Below are 19314 nucleotides of genomic sequence, written 5' to 3'. Positions count from 1 at the left end.
CGCCACGAGCAATGAGGAGAATTCCTGTGAGCGATATCGAACTACGCGTTAAGCAAGCAGTTGCAGAACAACTTGGTCTTAAAGCTGAAGAGATTAAAAACGAAGCATCTTTTATGGATGACTTAGGTGCTGACTCTTTAGATTTAGTTGAACTTGTAATGTCTTTCGAAAACGACTTCGACATCACTATCCCTGATGAAGATTCAAACGAAATCACTACAGTTCAATCTGCAATTGACTATGTAACTAAAAAACTTGGTTAATTCGCATATTGCTGAATAAAAAGAAGGCCACCGTAAGGTGGCTTTTTTTATTTGAGTAAAATAAAAGAGATACATATTTTTACAAGATCAACCTCAATTGATAGCAGAGGCTTATCTTTTTTGAAGTATAACAATAAGGGTCAGTTTAATGACTTTACTATAAACAATAATATGAGGACTAAAAGATGGGTCTTTTTGATTTTGTAAAAGGTATTGGTAAGAAAAATACCGCACCAGCAGAACCACAACCAGCTCCGGCAACACCAGCAGAACCTTCTGCACAAGAAATCGCAAATAAATTATTAGGATTAATTAAAAGTTTAGGCCTAGGGGTAGAGGGTTTATCTGTAACGTATAACGGTGCAACTGATACCGCAATCATTAAAGGACAGGTAAAAAGCCAAGCGGATAAAGAGAAAATTATTCTTATTGTTGGGAATATTGATCATGTTGCACAAGTAGATGATCAAATGACCGTTGCAACTCCTGAACCAGAAAGTAAATTCTACACAGTAAAATCTGGTGATAACCTTTCAAAAATTGCTAAAGAATTTTACGGTGATGCAAATCAATACCAAAAAATCTTTGAAGCAAACAAACCAATGCTTAAAGATCCAGATGAAATCTTCCCAGGACAGGTTTTACGTATTCCTCAATAATTGGGGGTAATAAAAAAGGCGCTTTTAGCGCCTTTTTCTTTTTCTAGAATCTTTTTGGTATTTTTTGCCCATTTGCTACCGGAGTCTCGGCATTCTTTAAAACACCAAATAACCATGTTTCAGCATGTTGAACTGCAATTTTTAAAGAATCACCTAAAGCCAAACGACCAGCAATAAAACTAGCTAAAGAACAGCCTGAGCCGTGATACTCACCATCTAAGCGGGGGCAACTACTACTCGCCGCAAGTTCACCATTAATATATAAACTATTTTTAATATGATCTGGTGTATCTTCGTGTCCACCTTTGACTAAAACAGCTTTTGCACCCATTTCAAATAGTTTTTGCGTTGCTTGTTCTAAGTCATCGATACCCGTGAGAGCTCTTAATTCGACTGTATTTGGAGTAATAAGAGTGGCTAGGGGAATAAGCTCAACGAAAGCTTTTACAAGAGTGGCTTGATCACCTAAAGAACCCCCGCTGTTTGCCACCAAAACAGGATCGAGTACATATTGATATTCTGGATGGGCACGAAGAAATTCAGCTAGAGCAGCAATGTTATCTGTGGTGCCAAGCATGCCTGACTTAACGCATCTAATTGGTAAATCACCTACAACGGCATTTGCTTGAGCTAATAATAGTTCTTTTGAGGTTGCTTCGAAGCCAAATACTTGTTGTGAGTTTTGTATGGTGAGGGCTGTACATGCAATGGCTGCATGAGCACCACTTTGTCCAATGGCTTCAATATCAGCTTGTAAACCTGCACCACCTGAAGGGTCTAAACCCGAGAAACAAAGTACGGTTGGACGCACGGTTATTTCCTTTTCAATTTAAATTTACGTTAGTATAAGAGAGTTTGATTAAACTCTCGACCAATTGAATTAAATACTTTACTGGGTTAATGATTGAATGGCTATAAAACATATTTTGATTGATTTAGATGGAACACTAACAGACCCAAAAGTTGGAATCCATACTTCAATTCGTTATGCAATGGATAAGTTGGGCTTTCCATTGGCTGCCGATTTAAATATTGACTGGACAATTGGGCCACCTTTAAAAGCCTCATTAGCAAAACTATTAGCCACTCAAGATGATGCTTTGGCTGAACAAGCTTTACTTGCTTATCGTGAGCGTTTTTCAGTTACAGGTTTATTTGAAAATGAAGTATATCCATCGGTTGCGCAAACACTTAATGCATTGAAAGAAGATGGGTATCGTTTATTCGTCGCAACCGCTAAACCAACTATTTATGCAAAACGTATCTTAGATCATTTTGACTTAAGCCAATATTTTGTAAATATTTATGGTAGTGAGTTAACTGGGGAACGTACCAATAAAGCTGAACTTATTCATTATATTCTTGAGCGTGAGCAATTAAACTCAGAAGAATGCTTAATGGTAGGTGACCGTCAATATGATGTTTTAGGTGCTCGCCACAATGGTATTGAGGCGGTCGCTGTGACTTATGGTTACGGAACACCAGAGGAACTTAAGCAAGCACACCCTAAAGCAATGATTACGAAATTTTCTGAACTTTTGGAATACGTTGAAGATCAGGCAACACAAAAGAAAGTATCTTAAGTATTAGTAAATTTTAATTTGAAGGTTTGGCTTTTATCTAAAGCCAAACCTTTTTTATTTAAATACCGTGTTGTTGGCGGTATTGAACAAGTTCTTCAATTGTAATCACGGTTAAATGATGAGTTTGGGCATATGCCAAAACTTGAATACCTGATGCCATCGTGCCATCTGGGTTGGTTAATTCACATAACACACCAGCAGGTTTAAGCCCAGCTAGTCTTGCTAGATCAATTGTTCCCTCAGTATGACCTCTGCGAGTCAATACTCCACCACTACGTGCACGTAAAGGAAAAACATGGCCCGGACGGTTAAGATCACTTGGAACAGCACCATCTTTGATTGCAGTTTGAATGGTAGTAACGCGGTCTTTAGCCGAAACACCAGTCGTAACACCTTGAGCTGCTTCAATGGTCACTGTAAAAGCGGTATGAAACTGGCTTGAGTTTTGAGAAACCATTGGGGGAAGTTCTAAATGATCTGCTAACTCTTCTGTCAGGCATAAACATACAATACCTGAGCCATCACGAATCATACGTGCCATGGTTTCAACAGTTAGAGTTTCAGCTGCGACAATTAAATCTGCTTCATTTTCACGATCGAAGTCATCCATAACCAAGACGGGTTTGCCTTGACGGATATCTTCTAATGCTTGTTGAATGCGTTGTTCAGCAGGAGAGAGGGCTGAGAAAAAAAGTTCTGGTTGAATTAAGCTAGACATAATGAAACGCTCTCGTAAAAATACGGTTGAACATTTCAGGACTGATGTAAAAACAGGCTGTTACTGAAATAAAATGGATTTATCCCAGTTCGTCGTCTTCTTTCATCCGGACTATACCGTCGGCTTTGGAGTCTCACCAAATCTGCTCAAATCATAAAATTTAAGCTCGTGGGCTTGCTAATCTATCAATAAAAATTAACTTTACCACCGGTGGGGAATTACACCCCGCCCTGAAGCGATGGGTTTTATTATAGCGCGCTTGATAAAATTGGCTAGATGCTTTTGTAGAATGCTAAGTTTCTTTATGAATAAGTATTTTCACAAATGGAAATAGGCTTTTTAACAAGAGCTTACTTGTTGATATGGAAATGGAATGCTATGTTTTTTATAGAAAATTATAAATAAAATAGGTGTTTCATGCAGATAAGAGACGATTATCCCCTTAGGAATACTTTATTTATTCAGCATCTCCATATTTTTAGTTATGTATTTATGGCGGTCAGTATTCTTTATTTAATTGCTGCTAATTGGTTAATGCTTCCAGACAGCATCCAGCTAGCCATCCCACCACTTATATTACTTGTGACAGCATGGATCAGTATAAAAGATAATTTAAGTGAAGGAGTTAGGCAGACTTTACATGGTATTTGCGGCTTGATGGTAGGCTTAAGTTTGGCTGTAATTGGGCAGGTCTATCAAACTGGAGCAGACAGTTATTTACTTTTCCTGATTTGGACATTGCTGTTATTACCTTGGCTATATCGACCAAATATTGGTATTTTTGCTTTAATTTGTATTACTAGCCAACTTACACTTTTTTTATTTTTTAAGCAGACTTTCTGGTTGGAAAAGTTTCCTTATTTATATGTGTTTGCTTTAAATTTATTAAGCCTTATAGAGTTTTGGGTATGTATAAAGAAGTATCGTGCTTTACGTTTCGTCTTTATCGCTTGGTTTGCAGTCATTTCAATCATTGGAATGATCCAATATTTATCTGGTGAAAATATTCCTTATCTGATCTCGGCTTTCTTTTCAGGAATAATCGGTTTTTATTATTTCTTCAAAAAAAATGATCAATTATGTGCCAGCTTAATGGCGGCTGTTCTTGGCGTGACTGCAACAATATGGCTTGTAGATAGGATCAATGACTTATTTAAAGATTCAAATGAGTTCATTTTTTTATTCATTGCAGGCATTATTTTTATCTGGTTTGCACTGATTAGTTATTTTTTAATAAAAATTTTTCGTCAAAGTCGCTTTTATATAATTCCTTTAGCTATTGGAGCTTGGCTTGCTGGACTGGCCCTTGCTGCTTTCACTCTCGTGTTCTGGGAAGCTGTTTCTTTAATTATAGGAGTTATTTTTGTTTGTATAGCTTCTATTTTATTGAAAAAAACTCAACACTACTTCATTCGGCAATTTGCCTATTGTTTATTCATAAGTGGTCAGACTGCTTTTTTGTTTCATCTAGAGTCTGAAACAGATCAGATGTTATGGGTGCTAATCGCACAGATTTTTATTCTCTGTATAAGTTATTTTTTTAAACCCCATTGGTTCTTTATTTTAATTCAAATGCTCGCTACTTATGGAATAGCATTTATTTACTTGTTACAAATGGATCATTCATTGTGGTCAGTAAACTCCACTCAGACTTATTTAAATTTAACCCTGCTCAGCTATTTTGTTTTTAGTTTTGTGTTCTTATCGAAGGCTAAATCGATAGTTCAATATGAGCGTAGTGTCTATTTATGTGTGCTTGCGGTAGTTGTGGTAGCTTCTTTCTTTGATACTTTTATGGGACTAGTTTTAGATAGTTCGAAAGATCAGGAGATATGGATTTTCTATTTATTACCTAGTCTTTGGTTGCTTTGCTTTAGTATTTTTTATTTGTATAAGCAGTTGCATGGAGTAGTGTTTTTCGCATTCTTACTTTTTGGTGTATTGCTCATTGCACTTGGCTATTTTGAAGTTTTCATTTTATTTATCATTTTAACATGGGCGATAAAAAAGAAAGATTATATTGTTTATGGTGTCACTCTAGCAGTATTTGTTTTAGTACTTTGGCAGCTTTATTACAACTTACAAATAACTTTTTTGGCAAAGAGTGCATCGATTTTGATTTCTGGTCTTGTTCTATGGACTTTATATTGGTTGCTCCACCAAGAAAATCAACGCAATCTTATTGAAGGAGAAAAATAATGAAGAAATATTTTTCTCTTGTTTTGGCTATAGCTACCACATTATTTTTTGTGGGATTGATAGCGAAAAATGAATGGCATCTGGATCATAGTAAAAGTATTTTTATTGAGCTTAAGCCAGTTGATCCGCGTTCAATTTTACAAGGTGACTATATGGCACTGGCTTATGAGTTAAATTTGCAAACTCCTAAACCTCTTGCTGAAAACGAAAATGAAAATCTAAATCAGAGAATCTTTAATCATGCATCTATTCACGCCAAAGTTATTTTGGATTCACACAATAAAGTAATCCGTACCATTCTAGAACCTAACAATTTATCTGCTGAGCAGAGCTTAATTTTAAAAAATCCTGAAAACCGATATCAAGCTTTATATCCTGCATCTCGGAGTTTCTTATTTGCCGAAGGATTAGCTCAATGTTATGAGAAAGCAAAATATGCTGAATTTAAAATAAATCCAAAAGGAGAGGCGATTCTGTTTGATTTACGAGGAGAGGAACTCCAGTCTTTGAATTGTAAGCAACAAAAGAATTGGTGGGAAGGAACTATTAAGGATTTATAAAATTATAAAAGCCCGTCAATGCGGGCTTTTTTATTCTAAGAATAAATTAGGCAACTTGGACAGGAATACAATTCGCTGTGTGGTTGACTGTATTATTTGGGTTAGCATAGACTAAACGTGGTTTATGAATATTTGCTTCAGCTTCAGTAAAATCACCAAATGTAGCAATAATCACTAAATCACCGACATCTGCTTGATGTGCAGCGCCACCATTTACTGAAATAATTCCAGAGTTATCTTCGCCACGAATCGCATAGGTCGTGAAGCGTTTGCCATTGGTTACATTCCAAACATGAATTTCTTCATATTCACGAATACCAGCTAAGTCCATCAATACGCCATCAATTGCACAAGAACCTTCATAGTGAAGTTCAGCATGGGTTACAACTGCGCGGTGAATTTTGCATTTTAATAAACGAGATAGCATGGCTAGCGTCTCCTGAGTAGACCTAAGAGTAAGATCTTATGGTGAAATCTTTAGCTTTTGCTGTTGGCAAAGTGGCTGATGCGCATTTTGCTCCTAAAAAAGCAAGATAGCAAGCTTGATTGTTCAACAATTTAAGTTGGTTTATACGCATTAATTTGATTCATGGCCTGCGGAACTTGTCCTTGAACAAGTAATTTCACTTTAGAAAGGGCATGATCAATTGCTGCATCCATCAGACTTTGTTCACTACTTGGCGCTTTCCCAAGTACATGACCTGAAACTCGCTCTTTTGAGCCAGGATGTCCGATCCCAATACGTAAACGATGAAAATTTGGACCAATATGAGGGACAATGTCACGTAAACCGTTATGACCACCATGTCCTCCGCCTGTTTTTAGACGAATTACACCAGGGTTCATATCAAGTTCATCATGAGCAATCAAAATTGCTTCGGGAGCAATTTGATAAAATTTTGCAAATGGAACTACACTTTGTCCAGAACGGTTCATAAATGTAGTGGGTAGAAGTAGACGGACATCGTGTCCTTCTATATTACCACGTCCGCTGATTCCGTGAAATTTCGGATCATTTTTTAAAGTAATGCCATATTTATTAGCAAGCTGTTCAATGAACCAAAAGCCTGCATTATGGCGGGTCTGGGCATATTCTGAACCAGGATTGCCCAAACCAACAATTAGCGAAATATTTGACACTAATCTACGCCTTTCAACACTTATGCGCGTTTGAAGTCAGCGTGCATAGGAGTGTTTTTAGCTGGGTGACGTTGTAACGCTTGGATTTTAACGTTTTCAACTTTGTCGCCAACTTGGATTTCTATAACTTCTTCAAAGAAAGCATTGTTTTCTAAAGCTTTTACAAGCTGACGAAGTTCTAAAGTAATAGCTACAGGCTCAGCATTGCCACCATAAATGATAGCTGGAATTAATGCTTCGTGACGAAGGCGGCGGCTCGCACCTTTCCCTTGTTTGTCTTCAGCACGCGCTTGAGCGTTTAATACGAAGTTTGACATGAGTAAATCCTCATTAAAGTTAAATAGACTAAACTTGCGACCAGTTTAGTGATAGAAAACCCCAGCCAAGGCCAGGGTTCATAAAAGCTGCGGTATTATAAACTATCGAACATCGCACTGATAGATTCTTCGTTATTAATACGACGAATCGTTTCAGCAACCATGCTAGCAACAGAAACCTGACGGATTTTGCCCAAGGTTAATGCTTCTTCAGAAAGAGGAATAGTGTCAGTGACAACTAATTCATCAATAACTGAATTACGTAAGTTTTCAATAGCCTTGCCAGAAAGTACAGGGTGAGTTGCGTATGCAACTACACGGCGTGCACCAAATTGCTTAAGCGCATCAGCTGCTTTACACAATGTACCGGCAGTATCAACCATGTCATCTACGATAACGCAATCACGATCTTTTACGTCACCAATTAAATGCATAACTTGCGATTCATTGGCTTTTTGACGACGTTTATCAATAATTGCTAAATCGATGTCACCCATCTGTTTGGCAACGGCACGAGCACGTACTACGCCACCAACGTCAGGAGAAACCACCATAAGGTTATCATGCGATTGTTGACGTAAGTCAGCAAGCAAAGCAGGAGTACCATAGATGTTGTCGACTGGAATATCGAAGAAACCCTGAATTTGGTCAGCATGTAAGTCAATCATTACGACACGATCAATACCAACAGTGGTAAGCATGTCTGCAACAACTTTAGCTGTAATCGGCACACGTGCAGAACGTGGGCGACGGTCTTGGCGAGCATAACCAAAATACGGGATAACGGCTGTAATACGACCAGCACTTGCACGACGCAAAGCATCTGCCATAACCAAGATTTCCATAAGGTTATCATTGGTAGGGGCACAAGTAGGCTGAACGATAAATACGTCTTTACCACGAACATTTTCAGTAATTTCTACTGAAATTTCTCCATCAGAAAAGTGACCGACTGATGCAGCACCTAGAGGGATATGTAAGTGACTTACGACTTTTTGAGCGAACTGTGGATGAGCATTTCCACTAAAAACGACAAGATTGGGCATGAAGCACCCTTGGCGGTTGGTATGTAATTAAATAGATGGCAGGGGCGGCTGGATTCGAACCAACGGATGCCGAGATCAAAACCCGGTGCCTTACCACTTGGCGACGCCCCTAATGCGGCAGAACTTTAATATTTTTGCAATGCAATGTCAAGATGAATCAACAAAAAGCATAGCAATTAAGCCTGTCTTTAAAATAAGAGAATGGCAGGGGCGGCTGGATTCGAACCAACGGATGCCGAGATCAAAACCCGGTGCCTTACCACTTGGCGACGCCCCTAAATTCGATGATATATATGATGGCAGGGGCGGCTGGATTCGAACCAACGGATGCCGAGATCAAAACCCGGTGCCTTACCACTTGGCGACGCCCCTAATATAATCATCATTACAGGTGAGGTTGGCAGGGGCGGCTGGATTCGAACCAACGGATGCCGAGATCAAAACCCGGTGCCTTACCACTTGGCGACGCCCCTAACGTGTAACCTTAAAATGATTAAGAGGAGATTCTTTTAAACTATTTACCAAGTAAGATTTACATGGTGAATGTTTAAGAATTTCATCAATATTCATTTCATTCGTTACTTCAATAAAAACACAAGCACCTGTACCTGTAAGCTTTGCTTGACCAAATTGATCTAAATATTGCATTGCTTCTTCTACTTCAGGGTATAACTGTCGGGCCAATGGCTCAAAGTTATTTCCAAAATTAGAAGGTTCTAACTGATAGGCGCAAAATTTAGTGGTCTTAGAGTCTCTTGTCAATGTTTTTTGTGAAAAAAGCAATTGAGTGCTGATAAAACAATCAGGTTTTAAAATAATGAACTGTTTTTGATCTAAGTCTATGAATGATAAATGTTCACCAATACCTTCAGCCCACGCATTTTTACCATAAATAAAAATAGGAACATCGGCACCAAGCTTTACGCCATAGTCTGCAAGTTGTTCTTGATTCAGGCCACATTTCCATAATTGATTTAACACAATCAGGGTTGTGGCAGCGTTGGATGAACCTCCGCCCAGACCTGCACCCATTGGAATATTTTTTTCAATTTTGATGTTTAGACCGCAGAATTTTTTTGCGTGCGGTCTTAATATTTGAGCAGCCCGATAAATCAGGTTTTCTTCAGGTCGAACTTCACTCAATCCATCAATTTCAATTTGTTCATCCAAAGTCGGTGTAAATACCATCCAGTCATATAAATCAATGAGTTGGAAAATGGTTTGTAATTCATGATAACCATTTTCACGACGTCCTGTAATATGTAAAAACAGGTTGAGCTTAGCTGGAGAAGGGACTCGAATCATAGATTTATATAATTAGACTTAGCGGTTTTGGATGACCATTGTAATACGGTTTTCTTTATCTTCAGCAAGAGCTTGCTTTAAAACCAGTTTGTTTGGCAAAGTTTGTTCACCATCATAACTGAAATTAACTGTCCAGCCGTCTTCAATGAGTTGGTTTACACGATTTTCATTATCTTTACTGATTTGAGCACTTAAAGTTGCAGGTTTAGCCAATATCCAACTTGTTAAATGAGTAATTGGTGCTTGCCAACCAGTTGCGCGCTCTAAAAGTTCTTCTGGAGAGGCAGCAGTAATTAACCCTGTTTTAGCACTATTTAACTTCACCTCACCGGGTTTACCCTGAATTTGGGTTTTTCCTACACCTAAAATGCCGCTTAATTCAATATCAAAATTATCTTGTTGTTGAACCCACGTGAAAAATGCACTGCCAGTTTGCTGTGGCGTGCGAACCCCGATCTTACCTTGTAAATTAAAGTGTTTTTCATCTTGAACTTGCTGGGTAACCGCGGGTTTAGGTTGAGTAAAATGCTGACAACCGGTTAGAAATAATACACTTGATCCACAGATCGCTGTGCACAGTTGGGCAAATTTGCTCATATGTTTAACTCTTTTTTGCAGATGTAGGTAAAATTAACGCATCAAGCTGTTGTAATTGTGGATCATTGGCATGTTTTTGTTTCAGTTGTTGTAACACAGCGCTAAATTGAGTTAATGATCCTTGCATATACAATGCCTTAGCATAGCGAACGCCAATATTTACATTATGGCTGAGTTCATAAGCTTTGCCTAAAGCTTCTGCTGCACCTTCATAATCATTTTGTAAAAATGCAATGTAGCCAAGCGTATCTAGAATTGAGGCTTGTTCTGGAGCATATTCTAAGGCTTGCTCTGCATATTGACGTGCTTCTTTTAACCTACGGTTTTGCAGGGCTAGTGTATAGGCATATGCATTTAGATAAGTTGGGCTGTTGGGCTCAAGTTGTAATAATTGCTTTAATGTTTTATCGAGTTTATCGCGGTCAGTATATGGATCAAGTAATAAAACTTCTGCATAAATGAGTTCTGGATCATCCGGTAAATTCTTTATCGCTTCATCTAATAAATTTAAGGCAGCTTTTTTATTGCCCATTTTCTTTAAAATTTCAGCTTGAGCTTGATATAAGAAACTTGCATGTTGAGGGTAATTTACACGTTCTTGGGTTAGAAATCGTAATGCATCGTGTAAATTATCCTGCTTATCATAAATCGTAATCAGATTACGTCTTGAAACAACGTATAAACTGCCATCAACTAAGCGATAGTAAGCTTTTGCTGATTCATAATGTTGTTTGCGTTCTGCATTAATTGCTAAGTAGTAATAAGCTTCATTTTGGTATTTTGCAGAGTTTCGTAGGTCAACAAGATATTGTTCTGCTTTGTCATATTGCTTTAAATCAATGCTGGTTAAGCCTGCTATAAACAATGCTTCTTCAGCTTTGGGATTAGCCTCTATAACGTTTTCAAGCTTTTCTAAAGCCAGTTGAGATTGATTAAGTTGTATAAGATAACGGATTTCGGCTAAACGAATATCTAAATTTTTCTTATATTTACGGCTAGACTTTGCATACCATTTAAGCGCACCTTCTTGATCGCTAAGAGCAATAAGTAGGTTTGCTTTCATTAAAATAAAGCTCGTCACTTTAGGACGTCGGCGTAGTGCTTTGTTAATGTTGGTTAGAGCGGATTCTAATTGACCATTTTGGGCTTCCAAATTGGCGATGAGCGCTAAAATAGAAGGGTTGTCTTTTTCAGAGCTAGAACGTAAAGCTGTTAATAATACTTCTCGATCTTGAGCATTCTCTGGAGCAATGCTGGCTAAAATTTGTTCTAAGTCGGCAGTAGGATCTATTTTTAAAATTTTATCTAATGTTTCAGCGGCAAGCTGGTATTCATGTGTTTTTAAAGCAATATGGGACAAATAGAATAAAGCAGGTACATCTTTGGGTTCTTGAGCTACCCAATGTGTAGCAATGTTTAAAGCGGCTTGAAAATCATTATATTCAAGCGCAACATCTAAAGCTCGCTGTTTAATTGAAGTAGAGTTACTTTTAATTGCGAGTACTGTGTAATTGTGCAAAGCGTTAGGAATGTCATCATAAGCCAGAGCAAATTCAGCGACCATAGTTTGCTCTAATGCCTGATCAAATGAATGCACGGCATAGGTCTCTTGCACAGGGCGTGCATAGACATGCGAGGACATGCTACCTAACAATAAGAATGTGGTAGAATACTGTCTTATCGAAGCACCGTTAAAATTAATACGGCTATTCATTTGACGCAATTTTTATTGATCCAAAGTAATGCTTTTTATGACACCGATGTTGCACAATAGCATAAATTTAGCGAAATGATGATCTGATATGTCTTTCTTTGCATTGGGTGTCAACCATCAAACAGCTTCTGTCGAACTCCGCGAACAAATCGCTTTCAATGCAGAGCGATTAAGTCGTTTGCTTGCCGAACAAAGCCATCACCAAAGCTTAAAGGATTTGGTGGTCGTCTCGACGTGTAACCGTACAGAAGTTTATGCCATGGCGGAAAATGCCGAAAGCCTTCTAAAATGGTTAGCTGATGCCAATAATATTGATGTAAAGCACTTAATTCATCATGTTTATCGTTACGAGAACACGCAGGCAATTACACATTTAATGCGAGTAGCGAGCGGCTTAGACTCTCTCATGCTAGGTGAGCCGCAAATTTTAGGGCAGGTTAAAAGCGCTTTGGCATTATCTAAAGAAGCCCAAGCGGTCTCTCCTGAATTAAACAGTGTTTTTGAATATGCTTTTTATGCAGCTAAACGTGTACGTTCCGAAACTGCGGTGGGCAGCCATGCCGTTTCGATGGGGTATGCAGTTGCACAATTGGCTTTACAGGTTTTTAGTAAGCCCGAAAAACTTACTGTGATGGTTGTTGCTGCGGGTGAAATGAATAGCTTGGTTGCTAAACATTTGGCTGAAATGGGCGTCGCTAAAATTATTATTTGTAATCGTAGCCGTGAGCGTGCTGATCAACTAGCTCAAGAGATTTCACATCAGGTTGAAGTTGAAATTATTGATTTTTCAGCATTGGCTGAAAATTTGTATCGTGCTGATGTTGTGTCGAGCTGTACTGGTAGTTTATATCAAGTTATTGCTTATCCTGATGTTAAGGCCGCATTAAAGAAACGTCGCTATCAACAAATGTTAATGGTTGATTTAGCTGTGCCCCGTGATATAGATCCTAAAGTTGAAGCGCTTGATGGCGTCTATTTGTATGGTGTTGATGATTTACAAAGTGTGATTGAGGAAAACCTCGCTCAACGTCGTCAGGCAGCTGTTGAAGCGGAAGTGATGGTGAATCAATTAGCTACCCAGCTTATTACCCATCAAAAAGTTAAAGAGGCGGGCAGCACAATTCATGCTTATCGCCAACATAGTGAAGAAGTTAGCCAACAAGAGCTGACGCATGCATTAGAGTCTTTGCATCACGGTGAGAATGCTGAGCAAGTATTACAGCAATTCGCGCATCGTTTGACGCAAAAGCTTATGCATCCGACATCTATCTTGCTACGCGAAGCTGCCAAGGCCGAAAATCCTGATTATTTTGAATGGTTACAACAGCATTTACAGGATGTGTTTGATCATGAGCGTAAGTCAAAACATTAAGACAACAGTCTTAAACTAATTTGTTTGGTTAATTCATTAAGCTGTTGTCTTAAATTTCTTGATTCAATTAGAGAAATCGGCGATTTAAGTTTCTGACGTAAATATCTTTCTTTTAGGCCTAAAGCATATTCTTGGGCTAACTTGTCGGCCACTTCTGGTGCCTGCGTTAATGCCTGAATATTGGTTCTTTGCATAATATCGGCAATTTCATGGCAATAGCTGCTACAAGCACCTAAAACATAATAAGTTGCCAGCTCTTGATCATCCGGTAAGTCATCAAAAATACGATTTAAAATTGCCAGTACTTTTGCTAATAATTCATCTTGATGAATATAAGCACGTAACCCTTCAAAATGAATATAAAGAAAAGGGTGATGCATCAAAATTGCGATCGCAAAGTCTTCATCTTTAGTGTGAATGTTAAATGAGAGCGAGGCATCATGGCTGATTTGTGGTGTAAAACGTTTACCTAGTCCGAGTTTTTCACGGAAAGATTGATTGAGTAAATAACGGAAAGAACCCTGTTTGGGTAATAGTTCAGTTAGTTCTCTAAGTTCTCCCATGACCAAGCTTTTGCCTTCAGGAGTACTAATGTCATGTTGACCTGTTAAATGAGCAAAGACAAAATCAGACAAAAGAGGAGACTGTTGTAATAGTTTTTGGAAATTTTCAAGCCCTTCACGACGGATCAGAGAGTCGGGGTCATGATCATTCGGTAGAACAAAAAATTTGAGTTCGCGACCATCATTGAGTAATGGTAAAGCAATTTCTAATGTTCTGCGTGCTGCTTTTTGACCTGCAGCATCACCGTCAAAAGCAATGGTAATACGGCTATTTTGTTTAAATAAAATATTAAGATGTTCTGTATTGCTTGCAGTGCCTAAAGTCGCTACAGCCCCTGTAATGCCATATTGCTGAAGTGCAATGACATCCATATAGCCTTCAACCATTAACCAGTCGCTAGATTTAAGTTTTCTACCTTCATAAAGCCCGTAAAGTAGCTGATTTTTATGGAAGACCTCTGAGTCAGGTGAGTTAATGTATTTGGGCTTGATCTCATCATTTAAGGCACGCCCACCAAAACCAACGACGCGGCCTTTCGGGTCTCGAATCGGGAAAATCACACGGTCACGTAATAAGTCAAAATCACGACCATTATCGCTTGAACGGATAAGTCCAAGCTGCTTTAAACCATCAATGTCATAAGGAAAAGCTTTTTCTAGGTGTTGCCAATCTTCTGGTGCATAGCCTAAGCGCCAAAATTGAATAGTCTGATTAGTTAAGCCACGTTGTTTAAAGTAGTTTTTTGCCTTTTGACTGTTAGGTAATTGGTGTTCATAGAATTGGGCAATATTTTCCAGTAAGTCATATAAATTACCTTCTTGAACAGGTTCCTCAAAGTTGAAAGGCTGTTCAAATTGGGCAAAAGGGTCGTCAAAAAATACTGGTTCAAGCGTGTTGTAGCTGTCATCTATTGGTTGCTGAGGAACCACGGGCTCCGCCGTATTTGCTTTAGCAACTAGTGGCTTGGTAACCTGACGGGTATAAGATAGTTTTTTGTTTTCGGTATTATCTTTGGGTAGTTCGACTCCAGCGCTACTTGATAACTCTTTCATTACATCTATAAAGTTTCGGTTATCAATGTCCATCAGAAAACGGATGGCGTTACCGTTGGCCTGACAGCCAAAGCAGTGATAATACTGCTTGTCTCGATAGACATGGAACGATGGAGATTTTTCTTGATGAAAAGGGCAACAGCCGGAATATGTACGTCCCGTCTTTTTCAGTTTCACACGCTGACCAATCAGATCGACAATATCTGTGCGATCTAAAATTTGATCAATCGTATGTTGTGGAATTGCCATAATTCAGATAACCGTATTAAAACTGATGAGAGAGTGATTCAGAATATTCTGACATGATGAGGCAAGATCTATCCAATAAATATTTTAATATTTTATAAAAACAAACAGGCAAGTGGTATCACTTGCCTGTTTATTGGTACTTTTTAAAATTTGTAACTTATTGAGCAGCGTCGCTAGTACCTTGCGTTGCATCATCTGGCTGAGTATCAGTTGATACATCTGTAGAGCTAACAGCAGGAGCAACAGTTGTATTTTCTGCTGCTTGTGGCTCAGGTTTGTCTAATAAACCAAAGCTTAAACGGTTTGTCCAACTACGTTCTGATTTCGGTGCTTCAACTTGTATTTTCTCTGGTTCAGCAGTTTCTTCTTTATCTGAATTGCCAATTAAACCGAAGCTAACACGATTAAGGAAGCCACGTTTTGGAGCTTCTGATTCACTTGTGCTTTCTGGTGTTGCGGCAGTAGATTCACGGCCAAAAATACCTAAGGTCGCACGGTTAATCCAGTTACCTTCTTTACGAGCAGCACGCATGTTAACTGTGCCGTCTTTTTTCACCAAGTTAGGATAATTGAGTTTTAAAACTTCAATATATTGTTGTGAAGTTGCTTTATCGCCTAATTTGTCATAGCTGTATGCCAAAGTTGCTAAAGCTTCTGGTACTTGAGGTGTTTGTGGATAGTGTTCAATTACCCATTGAGAACGCTCTGCAGCCGCGATCCAAGCTTTACGTTTAACGTTAAAGCGTGCAGCAGTCATTTCATTTTCAGCAAGTTCTTGTCCAATAAATTTCATGCGCTGAGCGGCATCAACAGAATATTGGCTACTTGGGAAACGACGAATTAAATCAACAAAATTTTGATAAGCAACTTTTAAATAGCTCACATCACGATGAGATTGTTGCAAAGATGTATAGCGCATCAAACTATCGTAGTTTTGCTCCATATTCGCTACAGCACGAACATAATAAGCATAATCCACATTTGGATGCTGAGGATTTAAACGAATAAAACGTTCCGCTAAGGCAATCGCGCCTTCATAATCTTTTTGCTTAAATTTCGAATAGAGAAGTTCAAGTTGTGCTTGTTGTGCGTATTGTCCAGTCGGATAATAAGTATCGATTGCTTCTAAAGACTTGGTCGCATCAAGATATTGACCACGGTCAAGCGACTTTTGGGCCTTTTCGAAGTAAGCTTGTTCACTAGATTGTGGGCCACTATCGACCACTTCTTTTTTACTTGGATTGCTGCTACAGCCCACAAATGCAGACGCTAAACCTAAAGATAAGGCAAGCATCGTAATTTTATAACGTGGTAGCGACATAAAAACTCCTCTGTTATGTTGGGCAATGAGCTACAATTGCGCTATTAAACCACTTTTATCTCAATGATCAAATGACTTCAGCACAATCTTCAAACACAAACTTATCTGAAACCGACTTCAATTTACTTGAAGATTCTGAGGATGCAGATAACCATACTTCTGATACAACTGCAACACGTTTATCGTTGCAAGTTCAGCTAGATGAAAGCTATCTGGGACAACGTATCGATCAGGTAGCAGCCTTGGTGTGGAATGAGTTTTCACGTGAAAAGCTTAAACAATGGTTGAAGGATGGCCATCTGTTAGTGAATGGTAACATTGTCAAGCCAAAGCACCGTTGTGAAGGGACAGAACTGCTTACACTCGAAGTTGAGCTCGAAGCTCAGACCACGAGCCAACCTGAAAACATTCCACTTAATATTGTCTATGAAGATGACGACATTTTAGTCATCAATAAACCAGTCGGCATGGTAGTGCATCCAGGGGCGGGCAATAGCTCTGGAACTTTAGTGAATGCCTTGCTTTACCATTTCCCAAAATTGTCGGAACTTTCTCGCGCTGGTTTAGTGCATCGTATTGATAAAGATACCAGCGGTTTGTTAGTCGTTGCTAAGAGCCTTGAGGCACAATTTTCTTTAAGTAAGCAGTTGGCAAATAAATCGGTTTACCGTGTATACGACTTAGTTGTTTATGGAAATATTATTGCTGGCGGTACTATTGATGAACCTATCAAACGCCATCCGGTTGACCGTGTGAAAATGGCGATTTTACCGGGTGGGCGCGATGCAGTGACCCATTACAATGTAAAAGAACGCTTTAGAGATTTTACTCGTGTACAAGCTCGTCTTGAAACAGGTCGAACTCATCAGATTCGTGTGCATTTTAGTTATATCGGTTATGGACTGATCGGCGATCAGATTTATATGAACCGTGTACGTGTACCTGCAGGGGCGTCTGAATTACTCATTGACACTTTACGTGGTTTTAAACGCCAAGCGTTGCATGCAGCTAAATTGGGCTTAAAACATCCTCGTACTGGTGAAGAAATGCTATTTGAAGCGCCGTGGCCTGAAGATTTTACACATTTAGTGAATGTGTTACGTTCAGAAAACGCTGCATATTAAGGACGCGTATATGGAATTTGTTCAAGGTTTACCTCAAGGCGTATGTGTAGGCCAGACACGTGTTCAACATCCTTTGGCATTACCAACGGATCAACTTGAGTTGTCTGGCTTTAATCTGGCTTTACATGTCAACGATGAGGCACAACGTGTTCAGCAACATCGCATGATATTGTTAGATGAGTTTGCCCAGTTCGGTGTTAAAAAAATGACATGGATGACTCAAACACATAGTACGATTTGCCATACAGTAAATGAACAAATTCCTTTTAAGGCATTAATCGGTGATGGTTTGGTCACTCAAACCAAAGGCCATGCTTTAATGATGATGACCGCTGATTGTTTACCTGTCGTGTTAGGAAATGCCGAAGGTACGGAAGTCGCAAACTTGCATGCGGGTTGGCGTGGTTTAGCTGGCGGCATTATTGAAAATACTGTTGCCGCTATGCAGAACTCTCCAACTTGGGCATGGTTAGGAGCTGCGATTAGTCAACCTTGTTTTGAAATTGGGGCTGAAGTAAAGGCTGCTTTTTGTGATAAATATCCAGAGTTAGAAACAGCTTTTGTTGAGGGGGCAGCTCCAAATAAATTTCATGCAGATTTATATGCAATTGCGCGTTTTATTTTGCAGAGTCTAGGTGTGAAACAGGTTTTAGGTGGAGATCAATGCTCTTATCAACAGAGCGATGATTATTTTTCTTATCGCCGTGATGCGAAGACTGGACGTATGGCTACCTTTGTTTTTACATAAGCTTCATAAACATAAGTAAATTCACTCTCTTATTTTGTCGTAATTAAACAGAATAAGAGAGTTTTTATTGAGTTTGAAAATATTACGATTGTGAACCGTATTGAAACGCTTGTATTTCATATTTATAGATGTAGGTTTAGCAAGCGCTAATAAAATGATAAAATAGAAAAAATCGCTCAAAATTTTAATCTTATGTCTTTGCCTGAAAAACATCTCTCTATTGTCTACCACAGTCCATATGGTCATACCGCCAAGGTAGCTTTCGCTATTGCTGCTGGTGCAGAGGTGATGGGGGTGAAAGTACATCTAATGAATATTGAACATATTGATTGGGATGCGCTTGATGCATCACAAGGCATTATTTTCGGATCTCCTACTTATATGGGAAGTATGACTGCCGACTTTAAAAAGTTTATGGACAGTACTTCTAAGCGTTGGAAGGAGCGCTTATGGCAAGGCAAGCTTGCGGCTGGCTTTGCAAATTCGGGCGGATTGAGTGGCGATAAACTAGCGGTATTACAACAATTAAATATTTTTGCCATGCAACATGGCATGCTTTGGTCAGGTTTGCCTTTAATGACTACAGGGCATAGTGAAAAAGATTTAAACCGATTATCGAGTTGTTTAGGCTTAATGACACAATCAGATAACGCCCCTGTTGAGATCACTCCTCCACAAGGTGACTTAGATACAGCTAAATGGTTTGGTGAATATATTGCTGGATTACTTTATCGCATAAGTTAAAATAAGTATTTGATTTTATATAGATAAATATTTAATTTT

Annotated in this window: 20 protein-coding genes, 4 tRNA genes and 1 riboswitch; of the genes, 9 read left to right on the top strand and 15 right to left on the bottom strand. The window is 38.8% G+C overall.

Annotated features, from left to right (window positions below; translation table 11 throughout):
- Positions 1 to 26: 26 nt before the first annotated feature.
- Positions 27 to 263 carry an acyl carrier protein gene (acpP, locus tag ACB088_RS12235; RefSeq protein ID WP_004641570.1) on the top strand — a complete coding sequence of 79 codons (237 nt, stop codon included), beginning with the start codon at positions 27 to 29 and terminating at the stop codon, positions 261 to 263.
- A 185-nt stretch (positions 264 to 448) separates the two neighbouring features.
- Positions 449 to 922, top strand: coding sequence for a peptidoglycan-binding protein LysM (gene lysM / locus ACB088_RS12230; protein WP_004641572.1), 474 nt, complete (start codon positions 449 to 451; stop codon positions 920 to 922).
- Between the two features lie 43 nt (positions 923 to 965).
- On the opposite strand, the gene ACB088_RS12225 is transcribed toward lysM, so the two are convergent.
- Positions 966 to 1733 carry a hydroxymethylpyrimidine/phosphomethylpyrimidine kinase gene (locus tag ACB088_RS12225; protein WP_375037096.1) on the bottom strand — a complete coding sequence of 256 codons (768 nt, stop codon included), beginning with the start codon at positions 1731 to 1733 and terminating at the stop codon, positions 966 to 968.
- 97 nt (positions 1734 to 1830) lie between these two features.
- Here ACB088_RS12225 and ACB088_RS12220 point away from each other — a divergent pair, with 97 nt between their 5' ends.
- Positions 1831 to 2505: an HAD-IA family hydrolase gene (locus ACB088_RS12220; RefSeq protein ID WP_375037095.1), complete on the top strand. Its 675-nt coding sequence runs from the start codon at positions 1831 to 1833 to the stop codon at positions 2503 to 2505.
- A gap of 58 nt (positions 2506 to 2563) precedes the next feature.
- Here ACB088_RS12220 and ribB read toward each other — a convergent pair whose 3' ends face one another.
- A complete protein-coding gene (gene ribB / locus ACB088_RS12215) occupies positions 2564 to 3223 on the bottom strand; it encodes a 3,4-dihydroxy-2-butanone-4-phosphate synthase (RefSeq protein WP_092709235.1) in 660 nt (219 codons plus the stop codon).
- A gap of 90 nt (positions 3224 to 3313) precedes the next feature.
- A riboswitch (FMN riboswitch) is annotated at positions 3314 to 3464 on the bottom strand.
- A 176-nt stretch (positions 3465 to 3640) separates the two neighbouring features.
- On the opposite strand from ribB, the gene ACB088_RS12210 reads away from it, so the two are divergent.
- The gene (locus ACB088_RS12210; RefSeq protein WP_375037094.1) at positions 3641 to 5422 is read left to right on the top strand and encodes a DUF2157 domain-containing protein; all 1782 of its coding nucleotides are present in this window, start codon (positions 3641 to 3643) and stop codon (positions 5420 to 5422) included.
- Positions 5422 to 5982: a GDYXXLXY domain-containing protein gene (locus ACB088_RS12205; RefSeq protein ID WP_375037093.1), complete on the top strand. Its 561-nt coding sequence runs from the start codon at positions 5422 to 5424 to the stop codon at positions 5980 to 5982. The genes ACB088_RS12210 and ACB088_RS12205 overlap by 1 nt, the downstream gene beginning before the upstream one ends.
- A gap of 46 nt (positions 5983 to 6028) precedes the next feature.
- On the opposite strand, the gene panD is transcribed toward ACB088_RS12205, so the two are convergent.
- From panD to ACB088_RS12150, 11 genes are all read right to left on the bottom strand, one after another.
- The gene (panD, locus tag ACB088_RS12200; protein WP_002120296.1) at positions 6029 to 6409 is read right to left on the bottom strand and encodes an aspartate 1-decarboxylase; all 381 of its coding nucleotides are present in this window, start codon (positions 6407 to 6409) and stop codon (positions 6029 to 6031) included.
- Positions 6410 to 6540: 131 nt separating this feature from the next.
- The gene (gene pth / locus ACB088_RS12195) at positions 6541 to 7122 is read right to left on the bottom strand and encodes an aminoacyl-tRNA hydrolase (protein ID WP_003653332.1); all 582 of its coding nucleotides are present in this window, start codon (positions 7120 to 7122) and stop codon (positions 6541 to 6543) included.
- Between the two features lie 20 nt (positions 7123 to 7142).
- On the bottom strand, positions 7143 to 7439 hold the full coding sequence (rplY, locus tag ACB088_RS12190) for a 50S ribosomal protein L25 (RefSeq protein WP_004641581.1): 297 nt from the start codon (positions 7437 to 7439) through the stop codon (positions 7143 to 7145).
- A gap of 95 nt (positions 7440 to 7534) precedes the next feature.
- A complete protein-coding gene (locus ACB088_RS12185; RefSeq protein WP_003653329.1) occupies positions 7535 to 8485 on the bottom strand; it encodes a ribose-phosphate pyrophosphokinase in 951 nt (316 codons plus the stop codon).
- Between the two features lie 36 nt (positions 8486 to 8521).
- Positions 8522 to 8596 (bottom strand) — tRNA-Gln (locus ACB088_RS12180).
- A gap of 91 nt (positions 8597 to 8687) precedes the next feature.
- Positions 8688 to 8762, bottom strand: a tRNA-Gln gene (locus ACB088_RS12175).
- 20 nt (positions 8763 to 8782) lie between these two features.
- A tRNA-Gln gene (locus ACB088_RS12170) sits at positions 8783 to 8857 on the bottom strand.
- A gap of 26 nt (positions 8858 to 8883) precedes the next feature.
- Positions 8884 to 8958 (bottom strand) — tRNA-Gln (locus tag ACB088_RS12165).
- On the bottom strand, positions 8957 to 9790 hold the full coding sequence (gene ispE, locus ACB088_RS12160) for a 4-(cytidine 5'-diphospho)-2-C-methyl-D-erythritol kinase (protein WP_375037092.1): 834 nt from the start codon (positions 9788 to 9790) through the stop codon (positions 8957 to 8959). Before ispE ends, ACB088_RS12165 begins: the two co-directional genes overlap by 2 nt.
- Positions 9791 to 9808: 18 nt before the next feature.
- Positions 9809 to 10387: a lipoprotein insertase outer membrane protein LolB gene (gene lolB / locus ACB088_RS12155; protein ID WP_003653326.1), complete on the bottom strand. Its 579-nt coding sequence runs from the start codon at positions 10385 to 10387 to the stop codon at positions 9809 to 9811.
- Between the two features lie 4 nt (positions 10388 to 10391).
- Positions 10392 to 12101 carry a tetratricopeptide repeat protein gene (locus ACB088_RS12150; protein ID WP_375038803.1) on the bottom strand — a complete coding sequence of 570 codons (1710 nt, stop codon included), beginning with the start codon at positions 12099 to 12101 and terminating at the stop codon, positions 10392 to 10394.
- An 88-nt stretch (positions 12102 to 12189) separates the two neighbouring features.
- Here ACB088_RS12150 and hemA point away from each other — a divergent pair, with 88 nt between their 5' ends.
- Complete coding sequence (hemA, locus tag ACB088_RS12145) at positions 12190 to 13473, top strand: glutamyl-tRNA reductase (protein WP_375037091.1); 1284 nt, start codon at positions 12190 to 12192, stop codon at positions 13471 to 13473.
- Here the strand turns inward: hemA and ACB088_RS12140 are convergent.
- Entirely contained in the window at positions 13470 to 15338 is a 1869-nt protein-coding gene (locus ACB088_RS12140; RefSeq protein ID WP_375037090.1) for a DNA primase, read from the bottom strand. The genes hemA and ACB088_RS12140 overlap by 4 nt on opposite strands.
- A gap of 157 nt (positions 15339 to 15495) precedes the next feature.
- On the bottom strand, positions 15496 to 16659 hold the full coding sequence (locus ACB088_RS12135) for an outer membrane protein assembly factor BamD (protein ID WP_375037089.1): 1164 nt from the start codon (positions 16657 to 16659) through the stop codon (positions 15496 to 15498).
- A gap of 71 nt (positions 16660 to 16730) precedes the next feature.
- Here ACB088_RS12135 and rluD point away from each other — a divergent pair, with 71 nt between their 5' ends.
- From rluD to ACB088_RS12120, 3 genes are all read left to right on the top strand, one after another.
- Positions 16731 to 17783, top strand: coding sequence for a 23S rRNA pseudouridine(1911/1915/1917) synthase RluD (gene rluD, locus ACB088_RS12130; protein ID WP_005042691.1), 1053 nt, complete (start codon positions 16731 to 16733; stop codon positions 17781 to 17783).
- A 10-nt stretch (positions 17784 to 17793) separates the two neighbouring features.
- On the top strand, positions 17794 to 18531 hold the full coding sequence (gene pgeF / locus ACB088_RS12125) for a peptidoglycan editing factor PgeF (RefSeq protein WP_375037088.1): 738 nt from the start codon (positions 17794 to 17796) through the stop codon (positions 18529 to 18531).
- A 192-nt stretch (positions 18532 to 18723) separates the two neighbouring features.
- Positions 18724 to 19275 (top strand): flavodoxin family protein, encoded by a 552-nt coding sequence (locus tag ACB088_RS12120; RefSeq protein ID WP_017392275.1) that lies wholly within the window; start codon positions 18724 to 18726, stop codon positions 19273 to 19275.
- Positions 19276 to 19314 lie beyond the last annotated feature (39 nt).

Source organism: Acinetobacter sp. RW6 (genome assembly GCF_041956835.1).
Lineage (GTDB): Bacteria > Pseudomonadota > Gammaproteobacteria > Pseudomonadales > Moraxellaceae > Acinetobacter > Acinetobacter calcoaceticus.
This window is presented reverse-complemented; position numbering and strand designations above follow the sequence as displayed.

What these genes read in the sequence shown, in the direction of transcription:
- hemA (WP_375037091.1), top strand. Translation starts at nt 12,190, where the DNA reads ATGTCTTTCTTTGCATTGGGTGTCAACCATCAAACAGCTTCTGTCGAA.
- ACB088_RS12140 (WP_375037090.1), bottom strand. Translation starts at nt 15,338, where the DNA reads ATGGCAATTCCACAACATACGATTGATCAAATTTTAGATCGCACAGAT.
- ACB088_RS12185 (WP_003653329.1), bottom strand. Translation starts at nt 8,485, where the DNA reads ATGCCCAATCTTGTCGTTTTTAGTGGAAATGCTCATCCACAGTTCGCT.
- lolB (WP_003653326.1), bottom strand. Translation starts at nt 10,387, where the DNA reads ATGAGCAAATTTGCCCAACTGTGCACAGCGATCTGTGGATCAAGTGTA.
- rluD (WP_005042691.1), top strand. Translation starts at nt 16,731, where the DNA reads ATGACTTCAGCACAATCTTCAAACACAAACTTATCTGAAACCGACTTC.
- ACB088_RS12150 (WP_375038803.1), bottom strand. Translation starts at nt 12,101, where the DNA reads ATGAATAGCCGTATTAATTTTAACGGTGCTTCGATAAGACAGTATTCT.
- panD (WP_002120296.1), bottom strand. Translation starts at nt 6,409, where the DNA reads ATGCTATCTCGTTTATTAAAATGCAAAATTCACCGCGCAGTTGTAACC.
- pgeF (WP_375037088.1), top strand. Translation starts at nt 17,794, where the DNA reads ATGGAATTTGTTCAAGGTTTACCTCAAGGCGTATGTGTAGGCCAGACA.
- ACB088_RS12120 (WP_017392275.1), top strand. Translation starts at nt 18,724, where the DNA reads ATGTCTTTGCCTGAAAAACATCTCTCTATTGTCTACCACAGTCCATAT.
- ACB088_RS12135 (WP_375037089.1), bottom strand. Translation starts at nt 16,659, where the DNA reads ATGTCGCTACCACGTTATAAAATTACGATGCTTGCCTTATCTTTAGGT.
- lysM (WP_004641572.1), top strand. Translation starts at nt 449, where the DNA reads ATGGGTCTTTTTGATTTTGTAAAAGGTATTGGTAAGAAAAATACCGCA.
- rplY (WP_004641581.1), bottom strand. Translation starts at nt 7,439, where the DNA reads ATGTCAAACTTCGTATTAAACGCTCAAGCGCGTGCTGAAGACAAACAA.
- ribB (WP_092709235.1), bottom strand. Translation starts at nt 3,223, where the DNA reads ATGTCTAGCTTAATTCAACCAGAACTTTTTTTCTCAGCCCTCTCTCCT.
- ACB088_RS12205 (WP_375037093.1), top strand. Translation starts at nt 5,422, where the DNA reads ATGAAGAAATATTTTTCTCTTGTTTTGGCTATAGCTACCACATTATTT.
- ACB088_RS12220 (WP_375037095.1), top strand. Translation starts at nt 1,831, where the DNA reads ATGGCTATAAAACATATTTTGATTGATTTAGATGGAACACTAACAGAC.
- ACB088_RS12210 (WP_375037094.1), top strand. Translation starts at nt 3,641, where the DNA reads ATGCAGATAAGAGACGATTATCCCCTTAGGAATACTTTATTTATTCAG.
- ispE (WP_375037092.1), bottom strand. Translation starts at nt 9,790, where the DNA reads ATGATTCGAGTCCCTTCTCCAGCTAAGCTCAACCTGTTTTTACATATT.